Here is an 18,218-nt window from a genome sequence, read left to right on the forward strand (position 1 = left end):
CCCCGGCACCGATTACCGCACGCGCCCGCCCCGGTGTCCTGGCAGGACGAGCCCGGCACGGCGGACCGGCCGCCCGGACCCGGCTTCTGGGCGGTGACCCGGCACACCGACGCCCTCCGCGTGCTCCAGGACCCGGTGACGTACTCCTCCCTCCCGGGACCCGGTGAACCCCCGCTCGTGGGACGGCTGCTGTCCCGCCAGGACCCGCCCCAGCACACCCGTCTCAGAGACCACACCGCCCGTGCCCTCACCCCCGAGCGCGTCCAGCGCTTCACGGCGACCGCCCGCGAGCGCGCCCGCACCCTGCTCACCCGCGCACTGGACGCCGCCCGCGCCGACGGCGGCGTCCTCGACCTCGCCACCGCCGTGTCCGACCCGTACACCGCGCTCAACCTGGCCGACCTGCTGGGCGTCCCGCACGCCGACCGGCGCCTTCTGCCCGGCTGGACCGGGCCGCGCGGGCCGGAGGACACGACCGGCTACGCCCGCCGGCTCATCGTCCACCGCCGCCGCTATCCGGACGACGACCTCACCACGGTGCTGGCCCACAACGCCCGGCTCAGCTCCGACGAGCTGGACATGCTCGTGCCCCTCCTCCTGACCACCGGCCTCGCCCCCATGCGCGACGCGGCGGCGGGCGGACTCGCGGTGCTGGCACGGCACCCCGAGGCGTACCGCGCGCTGCGCGAAGGAACAGCGGAACTCGGCTGCGCGATCGAGGAGTTGCTCCGCCTGCATCCACCCCTGCTCACCCTCCGCCGCACCGCCGCCACGGACACCGGCCTCGCCGGCCACCGCATCCGGCGCGGTGACCGGGTCGTCGTCTCCCTCGCCGCCGCCAACCGCGACGCCGGGGTCTTCACCGCTCCCGACCGCCTGGACCTCTCCCGCACGCCCAGCCCGCACCTCTCCCTCGGCGCGGGTCCGCACCTGTGTCTGGGCGCCGACTTCGCCCGGCTGCAACTGCGCGTGCTCCACGAGGAGGTGCTCCGCGCTCTGCCGGAACTGCGGCTCGCCGGGCCGGTGCTGCCGTCCGGCTCCGGGGTGACCAACGGTGTCGCGTCACTGCCCGTCCGGGCCGGCTGACGGGTTGACCTGGATCAGGGCGTGGGCGCCGCTGGTGAGCCACTTCCTTCCCTCCGCCTTGTCCAGCGCGGCCTCGGTGGCCGCGGAGAGCCCGGTGACGACCTCGGACTTGAGGGTGCGCAGCGCGGCCACCGGGCCGGGGAAGTAGGCGGTCACCTCGTCGAAGGGCGTGGTGGCCGGCCAGTACCGGTCACCCACCAGGCGGCGGTAGTTGAGGTCACCCTTGAACAGGGTGAGGTCGGCCGCCGCGAAGTCGGCGCGGAGGTCGTCCGGCATGTCGGCGTAAGGCAGCGGCGAGCAGGAGAAGGGGTGGGCGCGGAGGACGAGGCGGCCGTCGCCCAGGGCCGACCAGAGCGTGTCGCCGTACTCCCCCGCCAGACCGCCCGCCGAGCGGAGGCGGTGCAGGGCGTCGATCACGTCGGCGGTGGTGGCGTCGGAGACGTAGTAGGGGGTCGGCTTGAGGTGCAGGACCGCGCGGCCGATGCGGGGCTCGGTGAGGAGCGCGGCGATGAGCAGCAGGTCGGGGACGAGCTCGCGGCCGGCGTTGTCCGCGACCAGGCAGAGGGTGCCGGTGCCGCCGGGCGGGAGCAGCGACCAGAGGAGGTCGCTGTCGTCGGCCACCAGGCCGGGGGCGGCTTCGCGTCGCTCGCCGCCCTCCGCGGACAGTTGGAAGCTGAGGTCGGCGCGATTGCCCCAGAGGGAGCCGCTCAGCAGGGCGCGGTCGCGGTCGTCGGCCGGGCGGTCCCGCAGGTCGTCGAGCGCGGACAGCTCGGCGTCGGTGCCGGCGGAGTGGAGTTCGCCGGTCTTGGAGGGGCGGAACGGGTCGATGCCGCGCCAGGCGCCGGGGCCGAAGTAGCCGACGGCGTCGAGCAGGCGGCGGTAGAAGTAGCTCTCGGCCCACAGCCACGGCACATCGAACCAGGACTGGCCCGCGTAGGTGTCCATCCCCCAGCTCTGCCAGCGCTCGCGGTCGGGGGCGTCGGCGGGGAGGGGTTCGATGACGCCCTCGGTGCAGTTCTTCAGCAGGGCGTCCAGCGCGCGCCGCTGCGGGGGCTCGTAGGGGAGGCCGGCGCGGACCTGGCGGATGATCGCGGGGTGCCGTTCGGCCAGTGTGCGGTGCGGGAAGGAGCCGGGTGCGTCGGCGCGGATGACGGGCGCGGTGGGGACGGCGTCGGACATGCCGTCACCGTACCCCGCAGGTCAGCCGGTCCTGGCCTCCCGCTCCAGTTGTGCCGCGAGGGCGAGGTAGCGGGGGCGGCGGTGCACGGGGACCAGGCTGCGGAGCATCAGGTACCACATCTCGGCGACCCTGCGGGGCAGCCGCGCGGGCGGTTCCAGGGTGCGCCCGGCGACCCTGGTGCCGACGAAGAAACAGACCAGGGAGTGGGCGACGATCCCGGCGTCCAGTTCGACGTGCACATCGCAGTCCCGGACCGCGCCGTGCAGTTTGCGGGAGGCGAACTCCAGCCACTCGGTGAAGGGGTGCCGCAGCGGCGGCCGCATGGGCAGGTTGGTGGTGACCAGGCGGAGCCCGGCGCGCGGCACCGGGTCGTGCACGGCGAGGCGGGCAAGGGCGAACGTGACGCGCATCAACGCCTCCAGCGACGAGCAGCCCCGGCTCTCGACCTCGGCCACCACCTGCCGGGCGGCCACCGACTGGAGTTCGAGGATGGCGTGGGCCAGGTCCTCCTTGGCGGCGAAGTGGAAGTACAGGGCGCCCTTGGTGACGTTCGCATGTCCGACGATGTCGCTCAGACTGGTCGATTCATACCCTTGCCGGTCGAACAGGTCGGCCGCGGCGGTGATGATCGTCGTCCGGGTCTGTTCAGCGCGCAACTGCCTCGCCATCGGCCGACCCCTCTCCTGCACGAACGGGACACGCGGTTTGTTTTGACCCCTCGCATACGATAACTCACCGAGCCGCAACGGGAGTCACGTGGGACACACCGAGATTCCGAGCTCTTCCACACTTCCTCCCCTGCTCGACCGGGGTGAACTGGGCCTTCCGCTTTTATCCGGCTCCGGGGGCTTCCGGGTGCACTGCGTCGCTCACGCGAAGATTTCCGCGCGGTGCGGGGTGCGATAGAAACAGCCGATGCGGTCTGTAATTGACTTCTTCGGTCAACTGAGGGTCTGAACACCCCAGTGCCGTCACCCGTATTGGGGATGGAAACGCCCTTCACCGCCCCGCCGAGGAGACGTCCCGGATGACTCGGATGACCGCCCGCCTGAGCACTCTGGCGGCCGCCGCCGCGACCCCGCTCCTGCTGCTGCCGTGGACGGCGGGGCCGGCCCTGGCGCACGGCGCCCCCACCGATCCGGTCAGCCGGGTCTACGCCTGCTCTCCCCAGGGCGGCAGCGCCAACCGGTCGGCCGCCTGCCGGGCCGCGATCGCGGCGAACGGCGCCCCCTTCACGGCGTGGGACAACCTGCGGGTACCCGACGTCAACGGCCGTGACCGGCAGGTGATTCCGGACGGCAGGCTGTGCAGCGGGAACCTGCCCGCCTACCGGGGTCTCGACCTGGCCCGCCCCGACTGGCCCGCCACCCGGCTGACTCCGGGCGCCCCGCTGACCCTGACGTACGCCTCCACGATCGCCCACGAGGGTTCGTTCCGGCTGTACCTGACCAAGCCCGGCTACGACCCGGCGAAGCCGCTGAAGTGGTCCGACCTGCCGGACCGCCCGTTCGCCGAGTTCAAGAACCCGCCGCTGAGCAACGGGGCGTACCACCTTCGGGCGACGCTCCCCCCGGACCGGACGGGTCGACAGATGCTGTACACGATCTGGCAGAACACCAGTACGCCGGACACCTACTACTCATGCTCCGACGTGGTGCTGGCGACCAGGAGCGCGGCTTCAGGGGGCGGTTCGGGCACCACTCGGCCCGCGCCCACCGGGAAGCCGGCCTCGAAGGCGGCGACACCTTCCGCACACGCCTCGCACCCGGCGTCCGCCTCGCCCTCGGCTGAGGCGTCGACTCCCGTGCCGCGCAAGGACTCCTCGTACGCGGCCGTGCCGGACGACGGCAAGCCGGTGGCCGAGGCGACCCGCGCGAAGTCGGGTCCCTCGGCTCCGTTGCTGGCGGGCGGTGCGGCCGCGGTGCTGGTGGTCACCGCGGCCGCCGCCCTCGTCCCGCGCCTGCGGCGACGCTGAACGAGACGTCGGTGGAGGGTCAGTTGACGAACACCGGCGCGCCCGCGTCGGTGACCGGGGCGTACTTGGCGGTGAAGTAGCCGCTGGCGAAGCAGAGCGACGAGCCGGACACCTTGCTGAACTGCTGGTTGGTGAAGGTGATGCTGTTGTCGGCGTTGTCCGCCTTCCCGGTCAGACTCGGCGCCTGGTAGACGCAGGTGACCGAGCCGAGCAGGGTGCGCAGCTTGACCGTGGTCTGGATGGTCGAGCCGCTCGCCGGAGCGACGGAGAGGGTGCCGTCGGAGGAGACGGAGGCGGTGTAGGGCAGGTGGTCGACGGTGATGCCGTTGACGCCCAGGACCCCGGTGACGTTGCTGGTACAGGTCGAGCTGTCGAAGGTGTGGCCGGTGACCGACTCGGTGGCGGAGCCCGGAGCCGCCGGGTTGCCGGTGACCTGGGCCGTGAACTGGGACGCCTTGCAGGTGACACCGCTGGTGCCGGTCGCGCTGGAGTACAGGGTGGCGGAGGTGCCGGCGGCCAGCGGCGCGGTGAGGGTGTCGCCGACGGCCACGGCGGTGCCGCCGACACCGCCCGTGGTGAGGACGGTGCCCGCGTCGGCGGACGCGGGGACGGCCACGGCGACGGTGAGCGCGGTGACGGTTCCGGCAAGGGCGAGGAAGGTGCGCATGCGGGTGCCTCTCTTCCGAGGTGGGGGGCGGAGAGCAGGGTGCGCCGGGATGCGATGCGAGGTGCGGGATTTCGTATACGGGACGGCCGCCCGGAGAAGCCGGGAACCGGCGCGTGCCGCGGGTCGGGCCCGGCGCCACGGTCCCGAGGGAATCAGGCAGAGTTGTAGACCTGATGTGACGCCAACGTCAATACGGTGCAGGGGAGTTGGAGGTCAGCGGCCCGCGTCTGCACAGGGTCGGCACCTACTTTTCACCACTCTCTTGACCCTTCAATGTAACCGGCGGTAACTTCCGAGAAGGCTACCGCCGCGTAACCGGCCAGAGCCCTCGCGTCCACCGGGAACAGCGAGGCGGCCCGCGCGGCCGCCCTTGTCCGCGCCAGGACAACGCGCCACCTGAAACCCGCATGGATCTACGCCCATGGGAGCAGACATGGCCTCGTCCCCGGACCTCTCGTCCACCGACCCCACCCCCGCGCCGGAACCGGCCGGCGGCGTACGGCGCGGGCGCGTCCGGTACCGCCGGGCCGCCGTCCTGGCGGTCCCCGCCACCCTTGTCGCGGCCGGGCTCGCGATCCTGACCGCCGAGGGCGCGCTGGGTGTGCAGTTCGCCATCTCCGGCATGCCCTTCACCGTCACGGCGACCGAACTGAACGGCACCGGCTTCGAGCAGTTCGGCGGCCTGGACAACATGGCGGACGGCAGCCCGAACGCGGGTGACACCGGCGGGCAGGTGCTCGTCGTCACCTCCGCGATCAAGAGCGCGACCCTCACCAAGCTGTGCCAGAGCGTCGACCTGGGCGGCACCAACCTGCTGATCAAGGCGGGCCAGGGCAAGACGAAGGTGACGGCGACCGATCTGACCACCGACTCCACCGAGCTGTCGGGCAACGCCTCCTTCGACCACATCGAGATCGGCAACGACGCCAGCACGCTGAACAAGGCCAACGCCAAGGGCCCGATCGGCGTCTTCTCACAGCAGGCCGACACCGTGCACATCGCCAACCTCCGCCAGACCAACTACGCGACCACCGCAGGCGTGTTCAAGCTGCCCGGTCTGAAGCTGGGCTTCAGCGACTCGGGCTGCTGAGCCGATGGCGGAGCGCGGGCGCCGGACGGCGCGGGCGGCCTTCCGTGACTGGCGAGGGCGGCGGCCGTTCTGGGGCGGGCTGCTGCTCGCGCTGGGCGGGGCCGAGATCCTGCTCACCGAGAAGGCGTCGCTGAAGGTCGTCATGCACATCGGCATGCAGGGGCTCGCGGGCTACCTGCTGCCGGCCCTGATGCTGCTGCTCGGGCTGCTGGTCCTCTTCAATCCGGCCCAGCGGCTGTTCTACTCGATCGTCGGCGTCCTGGTCTCGCTGGGCAGCTGGCTCACGTCCAACCTGGGCGGCTTCTTCGTCGGCCTGCTCCTCGGGGTCGTCGGCAGCTGCCTCGCCTTCGGCTGGCTGCCCGACCAGGAGGCCCGCGTGTCCCGACGGCAGCGGCGCCGGGAGCACGCAGGCACCTGATCACCGGTTTCCCCGGACCCGGCGGCACCCTGCCGCCGGGTTCTCCCTCTTTCAGGTGATACGGGAACTTCTCCCTGGGCGTGCCGAGTTCACCGCACAGCGGGGTCGGCAGGCGCGGGGGCGGCGGGAGCGGCGCTCTCGTCCTTCATCGCCTTCGCCTCGCTCTTGAGGATGCGCAGGGACCGGCCCAGCGAGCGAGCGGTGTCCGGCAGCTTCTTGGAGCCGAACAGCACGATGAAGACGATCGCCACGACCAGCAGATGCCAGGGTTCCAGTCCATTGCGGAGCACGGTCGCCCTCCCTTTTCCCACGCGATTCCTGACGGCCAGGGGCTCCCGTGCCTCCGGCCCGTTCAGCGATGATTGCTACATTGCGCAACTGTACAACCCAGGGAGAGGCACAAGAGGGCGGGCGATGAGCATCACGAGCAGCCGGGGGACGGCACCGTCACGGCGACGGGGCGGCGGGCGGGGCTCCCCCGAGGGCCAGGGCGGTTCCGGCGACGCGGGCCGCGGGACCCGGTCCGGTGCGCGGGACCGGCGGCGCCGGCGTGCGCGCAGGGCACGGGTGGCGCTCCTCGTCTGCCTGTCGCTGGTGGTCCTCGGCGGCGCGGGGGCCGGCTGGGTGTACCTGAAGCTCAACGGCAACATCCAGACCTTCGACGCGGGCGGCCTCTCCGACAACCGCCCGGCGGGCTCGTCCAAGGGTGAGAACGTCCTGGTCATCGGCTCGGACGCGCGCACCGACGGCAACGCGGCGCTGGGCGGCGGCGACAAGGACGGCATCGGCCGCTCCGACACCACGCTGCTGCTGCACATATACGCCGACCACAAGCACGCGCTGGCCGTGTCGATACCGCGCGACACCCTGGTGACCATCCCGCCGTGCAAGCTGCCCACCGGCGGCTGGACCCAGGCCCAGCCGAACACCATGTTCAACGCGGCCTTCTCGGTCGGCGAGACCGACAAGGGCAACCCGGCCTGCACGCAGAACACCGTGGAACAGCTCACCGGGCTCCGCGTGGACCACACGGTGGTCGTGGACTTCAAGGGTTTCGCCGCCCTCACCCAGGTCGTCGGCGGGGTGAAGGTGTGCCTGCCCAACGACGTGTACCAGAAGGACCTCAACCCCAACCGGACCACCCGGGGCACGCTCCTCTTCCGGCAGGGCGAGCAGCGGGTCGCGGGCCAGCGGGCGCTGGACTACGTGCGCCTGCGGCACGGCATCGGGGACGGCTCCGACATAGGCAGGATCAAACGGCAGCAGGCGTTCGTCGGCAGCCTGTTGAAAGAGGTCAAGGACAAGGGCTTCACCCCGACCAAGCTGCTGCCGCTGGCCGACGCGGCGACCAGGTCGATGACCGTCGACCCCGGACTGGGCACCGCCGACAAGCTGCTGTCGTTCGCCATGTCGCTGAAGAACGTGGACCTGCACAACACCAAGTTCGTCACGGTGCCCTGGCGGTACGCGGGCGCCCGGGTCGCGGTCGTGGAGCCGGACGCCGGTGAGCTGTGGGCCGCGCTGAAGGCGGACCGTACGATCGACGGCGCCGACGCCAGCGGCGGGAAGGGCCACGCGGCGAAGAAGCCCGGCCCGGCCGGCCACTCCCCCGCCCCGGTCTCCGGCAAGGGCATCGCCGTGGCGGTCTACAACGGCACCACGGTGACCGGGCTCGCCGCCAAGGGCTCGGCCGCGCTGACCGCCTCCGGCTTCACCGTCACCAGCACGGCCACCGCGCTCTCCCAGAACCATCTGGCGACGGTCGTCCAGTACGGCCCCGGCATGGCGGACCGCGCCCGGACGGTGGCCAAGGTGTTCCCCGGCGCCCAGCTGGAGCAGATCGGCGCACCCCGGATCAACGTGGTCCTCGGCCAGGCGTACGCGACCGACCCGACGCCGTCCTCGACGTCCTCCTCGGTGCCCAGCGAGGTGGCCAACGGGGCGCGTTCGGCGGACGACAACCCCTGCGCGAACCTGACCTACGGCTGACGCCGGTCGTGGCGCACCCGCGCCACGACCAGCGCGAGGGCGTACGGCACGAGGACGGCGGCCAGCAGGAGGTAGCGGCCGGCGGGCAGCGCGGTCAGCCCGAGGACCGCGCCCAGGGGGGTGGCCGGCAGCAGCAGCCCCGCCCCGGCCAGCGCGGCCGAGGCCCAGCCGACCGGGCCGGGCCGGCCGCCCGCGATGCGGCGCCCGGAACGCAGGAGCAGCATCGCCAGTGCCTGGGCGAGCAGGTTCTCGGTGAACCAGGCCGAGTGGAACAGCGCCTCGTCCCTCAGACCGGCACCGTTCCGCGGGGCGAGGAGCACGGCGAAGGTGGCGAGGTCCGCGACCGCGTTGAGCAGGCCGAAGCCGGTGAGGAAGCGCAGGAAGGCGGGCGGCCGCAGCTTGGTCGGCCGGCGCAGCGCCTCGGGATCGGGGCGGTCGTCCGCGAAGGCGAGCTGGGAGGCGTCGAAGCAGAGGTTCTGCGCGAGGACCTGGGCCGGGAGCATCGGCAGGAAGGGCAGCAGCAGCCCGGCGGCGAGCATGGCGAGGACGTTGCCGAGGTTGGAGGAGAGGGTGACACGCAGGTAGGAGGCGATGTTGGCGCTGCTGTGCCGTCCCGCGAGCACGGCGTGCCCGAGCGCGCCGAGGTCCTTCTCGCCGAGGACCACGTCCGCGCTCTCGCGCGCCACGTCGACCGCTCCGCGCGGGGCCACGCCCACGTCGGCCGCGAGCATCGCGGGCACGTCGTTGACGCCGTCCCCGAGGAAGCCGACCGTGTGCCCGGCGGCGCGGAGCCCGGCCACCACACGCGCCTTGTCCTCGGCCGTGCACCGGGCCACGACGGTGACGGCTCCCGGTGTCCCGGCCGCCTCCGGTGCGCCGCCGGTACGCACCTGCCCCACCGTCAGCCCCAGGTCCCGGCACGCGCGTACGGCGGTGGCCGGGTGGTCGCCGGTCAGGACGCGCACCTCGACACCGAGCCCGGTCAGGGTGCGCAGGGCGTCGGCGGCGCCGGGGGCCAGGTCGTCGCGGAAGGTGAGCAGCCCGCGGAAGGTGAGCCGGCGGGCGTCCTCGGCACGGTAGGGCCGGGTGCGGGCGGGGAGTTCGGCGGTGGCGACGGCGAGGACGCGCAGCCCGGACTCCGCCTGCCGCTCGGCGAGGCCGAGCAGCCGGCCGCGCTCCGTGTCGGACACCTCGCACCGCTCCAGCACGGCCTCGGCGGCGCCCTTGGTGATCAGCACATGCCGGCCGAGGGCGCCGGTGACCACGGCGATGGCCAGCCGGTGGGCCGGGTCGAAGGGGAGGGCGGCGACCCCGTCGTACTCCTCCCCGACCGGCCCGGCGGCGCTCAGCATGGCCTCGTCCAGGGCGTCGGGGGCCGGGAGTTCGGAGAGAGTGAGACCCCACCAGGCGGCGACGGCGGCCCAGCGCAGCACCTCGGGGTCGTCCCGGCCGCCCGGCCCGAGCGCGGCGGCGAGGACGGGCCGGTCCCGGGTGAGGGTGCCGGTCTTGTCCAGGCAGAGCACGTCGACCGCGCCGAGGTCGTGCAGCGCGGGCAGTCGCCGCACGACGACCCGGTGGGCGTCGGCCAGCCGGGACGCGCCGCGTGCCAGACAGGTGGTGACGATCACCGGAAGCATCTCGGGGGTGAGCCCCACGGCCGCCGCGACGGCGAACGGCAGCGTCTGGAGGACCCGGCCGTGCACGGCGGCGCTCGCCATGAGCACCAGCGGCGGGGTGAGCAGCATGAACCGGACCAGCACCCAGGAGATGCCGTGGACGGACCTGTCGAAGGCGCTCGGACCCCGCCGCGCGGGGACCCGCTGGGCGGCGCCGAACCGGGTGCGCGCCCCGGTCGCCACCACCACGGCGCTCGCGCTGCCCGAGACGACGTGACTGCCCTGGAAGCACAGAGGAGACTCGGCGGAGCGTCTCGGCGCGTCGGCCGCCTGCTTGGCGACCGGCGCGGACTCACCGGTGAGCGTGTCCTGCCGCACGGTCAGCCCCCGCGCGCGCAGCAGCCGTACGTCGGCCGGTACGAGGTCGCCGGGGCCGAGCCGGACGATGTCACCCGGTACGAGGTCGGCGACCGGCACCTCGCGGGCGCGCGGCTCGTCGGTGCGCTCGGCGCGGCGCAGTACGGTCGCGGTGCCGGTGACCAGGCCCCGCAGCGCGGCAAGGGAGCGGTCGGCGCGGCGCTCCCCGGCGGCGCGCAGCGCGCAGCTGACGGCGACCAGGGCGAGGATCACGGCGGCGGTGCCCCAGGAGGCGACGAACGCGGACACCAGCCCGAGGGTGACCAGTACGGCGGTGAACGGGTCGCGCAGGGCCCGTACGGAGCGGCGCGGCCAGGACGGGGCGGGCGGTGCGGCGGCCGGGGTGTTCTCGCCGTGCTCGGCGAGCCGGGCGGCGGCCTCGGTCTCGGTCAGTCCGCGCGGGCCGGTCTCCAGGCGCCGCAGCAGCCGCAGCGAGGTGTCCGGCACTTCGGTCACAGTCCGCGCAGGCGGCGGGCCGGGGCGGCGGGTGCGCTCTGTTGGGTGAGCCGGCCGACCAGCAGGTGGACGACGTCCACGAGCGCGGCCTGTTCGTCGGCGTCGACGAAGTACACCTGGCGGCGGCCCTCGCGGCGGGAGCGGACGAGTCCGGCGAGCTTGAGCTTGGTGAGGTGCTGGCTGACGGCGGGCAGCGCGCCGCCGACCCGCTCCGCGAGCCCGGTGACATCGCTCTCGCCCTGGGCGAGCGCCCACACCAGATGCAGCCGGGCCGGGGAGGCGAGCAGCCCGAAGGCGGCCGCCGCCTCGGCGAGGACCTCCGGAGAGGGGTCCTGCCGGCCACTGCCGGGCCCTGTCGCCACTGCTCTCCTCCTCACCGCGTCCCGGCTGTTCGGCCGCTGTCCGACCAGTCAGTCTAGGGGGTGCCTGCCGGTCGGGCCGGACGCCGCGAGCCCGGCCCGACCGGCGGGACACGGCCCAGGGTCTTTCGTTTGGATCAGGCCGGATCAGGGAGCGGGGTCTGGTGCCGTGCATCGCAAGGCGGAGGAGGGCGACGTGGCGGAGCCATGGCAACCGACGACAACGCCGCGAGGCGCGGTGCCGGACCCCGCGAGCCCGGCAAGATCCAAACGAGAGGCCCTAGGTGCCGTCCACGCGCACGCGGACCGCCCGGCGACGGGGTGGCGTCGGCCGGGCGGTCCGGGTGGTGCGGTGCGACGGGGTCAGCCGAGGCCGTTGGCCTTCAGCCATGCCTTGGCGACGTCCAGCGGGTCCTTGTGCTGGACCTGCACCTGGGTGTCCAGATCGAGCAGGGCCTTGGTGTCCAGCTTGGCGGAGACGGCGTTGAGCGCGTCGGCACCCTTCTTCGGGACCGCGTTCTTGCGCACGAGCGGCTGGACGTTCTGGAAGCCGAAGAGGTTCTTCGGGTCGCTCAGGACGACGAACTTCTCCTTGGCGATCACCGGGTCGGTGGTGAAGAGGTCCGCGGCCTGCACCGAGTCCTTCTTGAGCGCCGCCTGGGTGAGCGGGCCGCCCGCGTCCAGGGACTTGAAGGACTTGAACTCCAGACCGTACAGCGACTTCAGGCCGGCCAGCCCCTGGTGGCGGGTCTGGAACTCCGGGGAGCCGCCGATGACCAGGTCCTTGGCGATGCCCTTGAGGTCACCGATGGAGGACTTGGCGGTCAGGTTGTACTTCTTGGCGGTGGCCGCGTTGATCGTGACCGAGTCCTTGTCCTCCGCCGGGGAGGGGTCCAGCAGGGTCAGCTTGGAGTCCAGCTTGGCCTCGATGGCCTTGGTGGTCTCCTCGGTCGACTTCGGGGCCGCCTTCTGGTCGAGGTAGGCCAGCAGCGCGCCGTTGTACTCCGGCAGCAGCGTCACGGAGCCGTTCTTCAGCAGACCGTAGGTGGTCTCGCGGCTGCCGATGTTGGGCTGGTACTTGACCTTGACGCCCTTGGCCTTGAGGGCCTCGCCGTAGATGTCGGCGAGCAGGATGCTCTCGGCGAAGTTGTTGGAGCCGACGACGACGGTGTCACCGCTCGCCTCGCCTCCGCTCAGCGGGTTGTCGGACTTGCCGTCGGAGGAGCCACAGCCCGCAAGCAGCGTCGTCGCCGCCGCGAGGGCGACCAGCGCCGCCCCTCGGTTCCCCCGGATGGACTTGCTGATGCGGTTGTTGTAAGTCACCTGTTGATCCAAGCCAGTTCGTGATTTGTCAGTCAAGGGAAGCGAGGTCACCGATTGGCCTCGATCGCGCCCGTTTGTGTCGGGAGCATGAACGCTCCGCCGAAGGAGTCACCCACTGCGCCGGACCCCCGGCGAGACGGTGAGCTTCGACAGCGCCCAGAACACCAGGAGCGTCACCAGGGCGAGTGCGGCGACCAGGGTGGCGCCGCCGACGACCTTCTCGTAGTCCTTCTGGTAGAGCCCGTCGATGATGTACCGGCCGAGCCCGCCGAAGCTGACGTACGCGGCGATGGTCGCCGTGGAGACGATCTGGACGGCCGCGGTGCGCAGTCCGCCGAGGATCACCGGGAGCGCGACCGGGAGTTCGACCTGGAACAGGATGCGCGGCTCGGTCATGCCCATCCCGCGCGCCGCGTCCACGGGGGACGGGTCGACGGTCTGGATCGCCTCGTAGGTGGTGACCAGGATCGGTGGTACGGCGAGCACGACGAGCGGCACCATGACGGGCAGCGTGCCGAAGCCGAACCAGATGAACAGCAGCACCAGCAGACCGAAGCTGGGCAGCGCCCGGCCCGCCGTGGCGACCATGGACAGGGCGTTGCCGCCGCGCCTGAGGTGCCCGGCGACCAGCCCCACGGGCAGCGCGATGAGCGCCGCGATGGCGAGCGCCTCCAGGGAGTAACCGACGTGCTCCAGCAGGCGGGTGGGGATGCCGTCGTAGCCGTGCCAGCGGGCGGAGTCGGCGAAGAAGGAGTGCGCGAAGTCCAGGACGTTCACCGGGCGGCACCCTTCTTCGGCATCCACGGGGTCAGCAGATTGCGGGTGAGCACCAGCGCCGCGTCGACGAGGATCGCCAGCAGAGCCGTCGTCACTACGGAGTTCACCGCGAGTTCCGGCCGGTGGTAGAGGTTGGCGTCGTTCAGCATGTTGCCGAGCGCGCCCTGGTTGCCGATGAGCATGCCGACGCTGACCAGCGAGATGCTGGACACGGTGGCGACCCTCAGGCCCGCGATGATGGCGGGCACGGCGATGGGCAACTGCACCTGGAGATAACGCCGTACGGCCCCGAGTCCCATCGCCTCGGCGGCGGCCAGGGTCTCCGGGGGCACCGAGCGGACGCCGTCCACGATGGCGGGCACGAGCACCACCAGGCTGTACACGGCGAGCGGGATCATCACCGTCATCTCGCTCTGCCCGGTGTAGTCGATGAGGATGACGAAGAACGCCAGCGACGGGATCGCGTACAGCACCGTGGTGACGCCGAGGACCGGCGGGTACAGCCAGCGGAAGCGGGCGCAGAGCTGGGCGACGGGCAGCGAGAGCAGGAGCCCGGCCAGCACCGGCAGCAGCGCTTCGCGCAGGTGCAGGCCGATCAGGCCGAGGTAGCTGTGCTGGAGGTCGCTGGGGAGATCGAAGAAGCCGTTCATCCGGCCGCCGTCACCTCCGGACGGTCCTCGGTGTGCGCGGTGCGGATGGCCTCGCCGATCGCCGCCTGCGAGACCACGCCGACCGCGCGCCCCTCGCCGTCGACGGCCACGGCCCAGCCGGTCGGCGACAGCACGGCGCCGTCGAGCGCGGTGCGCAGCGAGTCCGCACCGGGCCGGAACGGCCTGCCGTGCGACAGGAGCCGGCCGGTGTCGATGGCGCCCGCGGTGAGCGCGCCCGGCTCGCCCCAGCCGAGCGGCCGGCCGTCGGCGTCGGTGACGAGCAGGTACGGGGCGCCGCCGCGCGGGGTGAGCCGGGTGGCGTCGGCGTCCAGCGGGACGATCGGCCCGGTCTCCAGCTCCAGCGCGTCGGACGGGAAGAACGACAGCCGGCGGATGCCCCGGTCGGCGCCGAGGAAGTCCTCCACGAAGGGGTCGGCGGGCGCGGTGAGCAGTTCGGCGGGCGGCGCGAACTGGGCGAGGTGTCCGCCGGTGCGCAGGACGGCGACCATGGTGCCGAGCTTCACGGCCTCGTCGATGTCATGGGTGACGAAGACGATGGTCTTGCCCAACTCGTCCTGGATGCGCAGCAGTTCGTCCTGGAGTCCCTTGCGGACCACCGGGTCGACGGCGGAGAACGGCTCGTCCATGAGGAGGACCGGCGGGTCGGCGGCGAGCGCCCGGGCCACACCGACGCGCTGCTGCTGGCCGCCGGAGAGCTGGTAGGGGTAACGCTTGGCGAGCGAGCTGTCCAGTCCCACCCGCTCCATCAGCTCGGCCGCCCGCTCACGGGCGTTGCCCTTGCTCCAGCCGAGCAGGCGGGGCACGGTGATGATGTTGTCGATGATGGTGCGGTGCTGGAAGAGCCCGGCGTTCTGGATGACGTATCCCATGGACCGGCGCAGGGAGTTGACGGGCTGCTGCCGGATGTCGGCGCCGTCGAGGAGGATGCTGCCCTCGCTGGGCTCCACCATCCGGTTGATCATCCGCAGGGTGGTCGTCTTGCCGCAGCCGGAGGGGCCGACGAGGACGGTGATCGCGCGGTCCGGTATGTCGAGCGACAGCCGGTCGACCGCGACCGTGCCGTCCGGGTATCGCTTGGTGACTGAATCTATCCGTATCAAAACGCCGCGCGCCCTTCGGTTGGCAGGAGTGCCTGGACCGTCCCGGCCGAGTCCAGTCGGCACGAGCCACGCCACCCGGACAGCGCGGAAGGGCGACCGGACCGGGTGCGGGCGCGCACACCCGTGGTCGTGCCACGGCCGGACGGTCCCATGAATCGGGAGGCTGCTACCCAGCCACGGCCCATCCATTCATCTGATCATGTGACACCGCTCATACCGCCTCGCCCCGACGGCGATGCCCACCCGCCGCTTCCGGCAGGTGGGCATCGTCGGGGAGGGTGTCAGCTCTCCTGCGGCGTGAGGCGCAGCGAGATGCTGTTGATGCAGTACCGCTGGTCCGTGGGCGTGGGGTAGCCCTCGCCCTCGAAGACGTGGCCGAGGTGGGAGCCGCAGCTGGAGCAGCGGACCTCGGTGCGGACCATCCCGTGCGAGCGGTCCTCGATCAGCTCGACCGCGTCGCTGTCCTTCGGGTCGAAGAAGGACGGCCAGCCGCAGTGCGAGGCGAACTTGGTGTCCGAGGTGAACAGGTCGGCGCCGCAGGCCCGGCAGGAGTAGACACCCTCGGTCTTGGTGTCCGTGTACTCACCGGTGAAGGCGGGTTCGGTGCCCGCCTGGCGCAGCACCGTGTACTCGGCCGGGCTCAGCTCCGCCCGCCACTGCTCGTCCGGCTTCTCGACGTCGTACGCCATGAGGATCAGCCCCTTTACTTCTGCGACAGGCGGTCCAGGATCAGCGGGCCCAGGTCGGTGACGTCACCCGCGCCCATGGTGAGAACGAGATCACCCGGCTTCGCCATTCCCTCGACGACCTCGGGGATGTCCGCCTTGTCGTGCACGGCGGTGACGTCGGCGCCGGCCGCGCGGGCGGCCTCGATGATCAGCGCGCTGGTGATGCCGGGGATCGGGTCCTCGCGGGCCGGGTAGATGTCGAGCACCACGGAGGCGTCGGCGAGGGCGAGGGCCTGGCCCATCTCCTTGCCCAGCTCCTGGGTGCGGGAGAACAGGTGCGGCTGGAAGACGACGAGGATGCGCCGGTCGTCCCCGGCGGCGCCGCGCATGGCCTCCAGGTCGGCGGTCATCTCGGTGGGGTGGTGAGCGTAGGAGTCGATCACCTGGACGCCCGCCTCCTCGCCCTTGAGCTGGAGGCGCCGCTTGACCCCGGTGTACGCGGCGAGGGCGGGGGCCAGCTCGTCGGCGGGGAGGCCGAGGGCGACGCCGGCGGCGAGCGCGGCGACGGCGTTGAGCGCGTAGTGGCGGCCGGGGACGGAGACGGCGAAGGTCAGCTCGCGGCCGTCCATCAGCACGGTGACCCGGCTCTTGAGCCCCTGCGGGACGATCTTCAGGACCCGCACGTCGGCGTCCTCGGCCTCGCCGTAGGTCACCGTCCGCACACCGGTCACCCGGCGGGTCAGCTCGCGGGCGCCCTCGTGGTCGGCGGAGATCACCAGGGTGCCGCCGGGGACGATCTTCCCCGCGAAGGTCTCGAAGGACTCGTAGATCTCGTCCATCGAGGCGTAGTTCGCGTGGTGGTCCAGCTCCACGTTGAGGACGATGGCGACCTCGGGGGCGTACTTGTGGAAGCTGCGGTCGCTTTCGTCCGCCTCGGCCACGAAGATCTCGCCCTCACCGTGCAGGGCGTTGGAGCCGGGGGCGTCCAGGTCGCCGCCGATGGCGTACGACGGGCGGGCGCCCAGCTCGGTCAGGGAGACGGCGAGCATCGAGGTGGTGGTGGTCTTGCCGTGCGTACCGGCCACCGCGATCGGCCGCAGGCCCTCCATCAGCGCGGCGAGCGCGTCGGAGCGGTGCACCACGGGGATGCCCAGCTCGGCGGCGCGGGCCAGCTCGGGGTTGTCCTGCCGGATCGCGGAGGAGACGACGACACAGCTCGCGTCGTCGGCGAGGTGCCCGGCGGCGTGCCCGATGTGCACGGTCGCCCCGTGCGCCCGCAGCGCCTCGGCGGTCGCGGACTCCTTGGCGTCACTCCCCGCCACCCGCGCCCCACGCTGGGCCAGGATCTTGGCGATCCCCGACATCCCGGCCCCCCCGATCCCGATGAAGTGCGGTCGGTCCATGGCGATAGGAAGGCCGGGTGCCATGCGTTCTTCTCCCATATACGAGCGAGCCAGAGGAGGCCCACCCTATGCGCAGATCCGGCCCCTCCCGCACCCCGGCCACTGGCGCGCCGGGTGAGGAGCGCGGCTTTGCGGAACTACGCCTTGCTGTGGCTGAAGAGCTTCAGGACCGGGACGCCGACCTTGTGGCGGGCGCGGGAGGCCCAGTCGCGGTGGAAGAACTCCTCGACGTAGTGGGGGTCGGTGAGGACGATGACCTCGTCGGCGTCCACCTCCGCGACGAGGGACTTGAGCGCCTCCAGCGGGTGGTTCTCGACCAGTCGTCCCTCGGCCCGGCTCCCGGCGGCGCGCAGCGCCTGCAGGGAGACCTCCAGGGCCTTCTCCCCCACCCCCCGCGCGTCCGTGCCCTCGGGCGTCTCGCCCTCGTGCACGGCCTCGTCCAGCTCGCCGAGGGCGATGTCGTCGATGGCCCGCAGCAGCCGGTCCGCCTGGTCACCGCGCGGCTGGAGGAGCACATGGAAGAAGACCGGCTCGTCCCCGTGCAAGGTCGTCACGAACTCCACGTCGGCCGACGTCAGGGCCTTCTCGATCATCAGAACGCTTGTGAACACCAGCCGCCTCTTCTCCCTCGAGGGCCCTCGTGACCCTCTGTCCTCCGTTGGCCCGAACAGGGCCTGCGGAAACCATCCTGCCCCGTTACCGCACGGGGAGCACCGGACTAAGTGTGCCCCCCGGAAGCTAAACGGAACGGTAGATTCCGCTGTTTTCAGGGCCGGCGGTACCGTCCGAACAGAAATCCGTCCTCCTCCAGCAGCGACGCGAGCGCGAACCGGTGCGGCAGAAAGACACCCGGACCGCCCGCGATGCGCTGCGCGTCCCCGGCGGTGAGCATGGGCGACAGCGTCAGACACAGCTCGTCCAGCACCCCCGCCGCGACCAGTTGCCCCAGCAGCCGCGGCCCGCCCTCGGTGAGCTGCCGGACGTACCCGAGCCCGGCGAGCGCCTCCACGGCCCGCTGGGGAT

General features: G+C 72.2%; 19 protein-coding genes. 5 read left to right on the forward strand and 14 right to left on the reverse strand.

Annotated elements, in window-relative coordinates; translation table 11 throughout:
* A partial coding sequence (locus CCN33_RS09270; RefSeq protein WP_107483917.1) for a cytochrome P450 occupies positions 1–1,086 on the forward strand: 1,086 nt, incomplete at its 5' end.
* Here CCN33_RS09270 and CCN33_RS09275 read toward each other — a convergent pair.
* Together CCN33_RS09275 and CCN33_RS09280 are read right to left on the reverse strand one after the other, a co-directional pair.
* Positions 1,063–2,265 carry a damage-control phosphatase ARMT1 family protein gene (locus CCN33_RS09275; protein WP_086693074.1) on the reverse strand — a complete coding sequence of 401 codons (1,203 nt, stop codon included), beginning with the start codon at positions 2,263–2,265 and terminating at the stop codon, positions 1,063–1,065. The genes CCN33_RS09270 and CCN33_RS09275 overlap by 24 nt on opposite strands.
* Positions 2,266–2,286: 21 nt before the next feature.
* Positions 2,287–2,934 (reverse strand): ScbR family autoregulator-binding transcription factor, encoded by a 648-nt coding sequence (locus CCN33_RS09280; RefSeq protein ID WP_086693076.1) that lies wholly within the window; start codon positions 2,932–2,934, stop codon positions 2,287–2,289.
* 359 nt (positions 2,935–3,293) lie between these two features.
* Here CCN33_RS09280 and CCN33_RS09285 point away from each other — a divergent pair, with 359 nt between their 5' ends.
* The gene (locus CCN33_RS09285; protein WP_086693078.1) at positions 3,294–4,241 is read left to right on the forward strand and encodes a lytic polysaccharide monooxygenase; all 948 of its coding nucleotides are present in this window, start codon (positions 3,294–3,296) and stop codon (positions 4,239–4,241) included.
* A 19-nt stretch (positions 4,242–4,260) separates the two neighbouring features.
* Here the strand turns inward: CCN33_RS09285 and CCN33_RS09290 are convergent, their stop codons facing one another.
* The gene (locus CCN33_RS09290; RefSeq protein WP_086693080.1) at positions 4,261–4,908 is read right to left on the reverse strand and encodes a Tat pathway signal sequence domain protein; all 648 of its coding nucleotides are present in this window, start codon (positions 4,906–4,908) and stop codon (positions 4,261–4,263) included.
* A 433-nt stretch (positions 4,909–5,341) separates the two neighbouring features.
* Between CCN33_RS09290 and CCN33_RS09295 the strand changes: the two genes are divergently transcribed.
* Together CCN33_RS09295 and CCN33_RS09300 are read left to right on the forward strand one after the other, a co-directional pair.
* The gene (locus CCN33_RS09295) at positions 5,342–5,998 is read left to right on the forward strand and encodes a DUF6230 family protein (protein ID WP_086693082.1); all 657 of its coding nucleotides are present in this window, start codon (positions 5,342–5,344) and stop codon (positions 5,996–5,998) included.
* A 4-nt stretch (positions 5,999–6,002) separates the two neighbouring features.
* The gene (locus CCN33_RS09300) at positions 6,003–6,416 is read left to right on the forward strand and encodes a DUF6114 domain-containing protein (RefSeq protein WP_086693084.1); all 414 of its coding nucleotides are present in this window, start codon (positions 6,003–6,005) and stop codon (positions 6,414–6,416) included.
* 89 nt (positions 6,417–6,505) lie between these two features.
* Here CCN33_RS09300 and tatA read toward each other — a convergent pair whose 3' ends face one another.
* Positions 6,506–6,706 carry a Sec-independent protein translocase subunit TatA gene (gene tatA / locus CCN33_RS09305; RefSeq protein ID WP_086693086.1) on the reverse strand — a complete coding sequence of 67 codons (201 nt, stop codon included), beginning with the start codon at positions 6,704–6,706 and terminating at the stop codon, positions 6,506–6,508.
* Between the two features lie 124 nt (positions 6,707–6,830).
* On the opposite strand from tatA, the gene CCN33_RS09310 reads away from it, so the two are divergent.
* A complete protein-coding gene (locus CCN33_RS09310; protein ID WP_086693089.1) occupies positions 6,831–8,405 on the forward strand; it encodes an LCP family protein in 1,575 nt (524 codons plus the stop codon).
* Here the strand turns inward: CCN33_RS09310 and mgtA are convergent.
* The 10 genes from mgtA to CCN33_RS09360 form a co-directional block, all read right to left on the reverse strand.
* On the reverse strand, positions 8,396–10,885 hold the full coding sequence (mgtA, locus tag CCN33_RS09315; protein WP_086693104.1) for a magnesium-translocating P-type ATPase: 2,490 nt from the start codon (positions 10,883–10,885) through the stop codon (positions 8,396–8,398). The genes CCN33_RS09310 and mgtA overlap by 10 nt on opposite strands.
* Before the next feature lie 5 nt (positions 10,886–10,890).
* Complete coding sequence (locus CCN33_RS09320; protein ID WP_086693091.1) at positions 10,891–11,256, reverse strand: ArsR/SmtB family transcription factor; 366 nt, start codon at positions 11,254–11,256, stop codon at positions 10,891–10,893.
* 360 nt (positions 11,257–11,616) lie between these two features.
* Positions 11,617–12,576, reverse strand: a complete 960-nt coding sequence (locus tag CCN33_RS09325) for an ABC transporter substrate-binding protein (RefSeq protein WP_086693093.1) — start codon at positions 12,574–12,576, stop codon at positions 11,617–11,619.
* Between the two features lie 108 nt (positions 12,577–12,684).
* Positions 12,685–13,353 (reverse strand): ABC transporter permease, encoded by a 669-nt coding sequence (locus CCN33_RS09330; RefSeq protein ID WP_086693095.1) that lies wholly within the window; start codon positions 13,351–13,353, stop codon positions 12,685–12,687.
* Positions 13,350–14,003: an ABC transporter permease gene (locus tag CCN33_RS09335; RefSeq protein ID WP_086693097.1), complete on the reverse strand. Its 654-nt coding sequence runs from the start codon at positions 14,001–14,003 to the stop codon at positions 13,350–13,352. The genes CCN33_RS09330 and CCN33_RS09335 overlap by 4 nt, the downstream gene beginning before the upstream one ends.
* Complete coding sequence (locus CCN33_RS09340; RefSeq protein WP_167387810.1) at positions 14,000–15,124, reverse strand: ABC transporter ATP-binding protein; 1,125 nt, start codon at positions 15,122–15,124, stop codon at positions 14,000–14,002. Before CCN33_RS09340 ends, CCN33_RS09335 begins: the two co-directional genes overlap by 4 nt.
* Positions 15,125–15,405: 281 nt before the next feature.
* Positions 15,406–15,813, reverse strand: a complete 408-nt coding sequence (msrB, locus tag CCN33_RS09345; RefSeq protein WP_086693098.1) for a peptide-methionine (R)-S-oxide reductase MsrB — start codon at positions 15,811–15,813, stop codon at positions 15,406–15,408.
* A 14-nt stretch (positions 15,814–15,827) separates the two neighbouring features.
* Positions 15,828–17,219 (reverse strand): UDP-N-acetylmuramate--L-alanine ligase, encoded by a 1,392-nt coding sequence (gene murC / locus CCN33_RS09350; protein WP_086693100.1) that lies wholly within the window; start codon positions 17,217–17,219, stop codon positions 15,828–15,830.
* Positions 17,220–17,332: 113 nt separating this feature from the next.
* Positions 17,333–17,806 (reverse strand): indole-3-glycerol phosphate synthase, encoded by a 474-nt coding sequence (locus tag CCN33_RS09355; protein ID WP_190045291.1) that lies wholly within the window; start codon positions 17,804–17,806, stop codon positions 17,333–17,335.
* Positions 17,807–17,961: 155 nt separating this feature from the next.
* Positions 17,962–18,218 (reverse strand): dihydrofolate reductase family protein (locus tag CCN33_RS09360; RefSeq protein ID WP_208621693.1); only part of this gene is annotated, 257 nt, incomplete at its 5' end.

This window comes from Streptomyces recifensis, from assembly GCF_002154615.1.
Classification (GTDB): Bacteria; Actinomycetota; Actinomycetes; order Streptomycetales; family Streptomycetaceae; genus Streptomyces; species Streptomyces griseoluteus.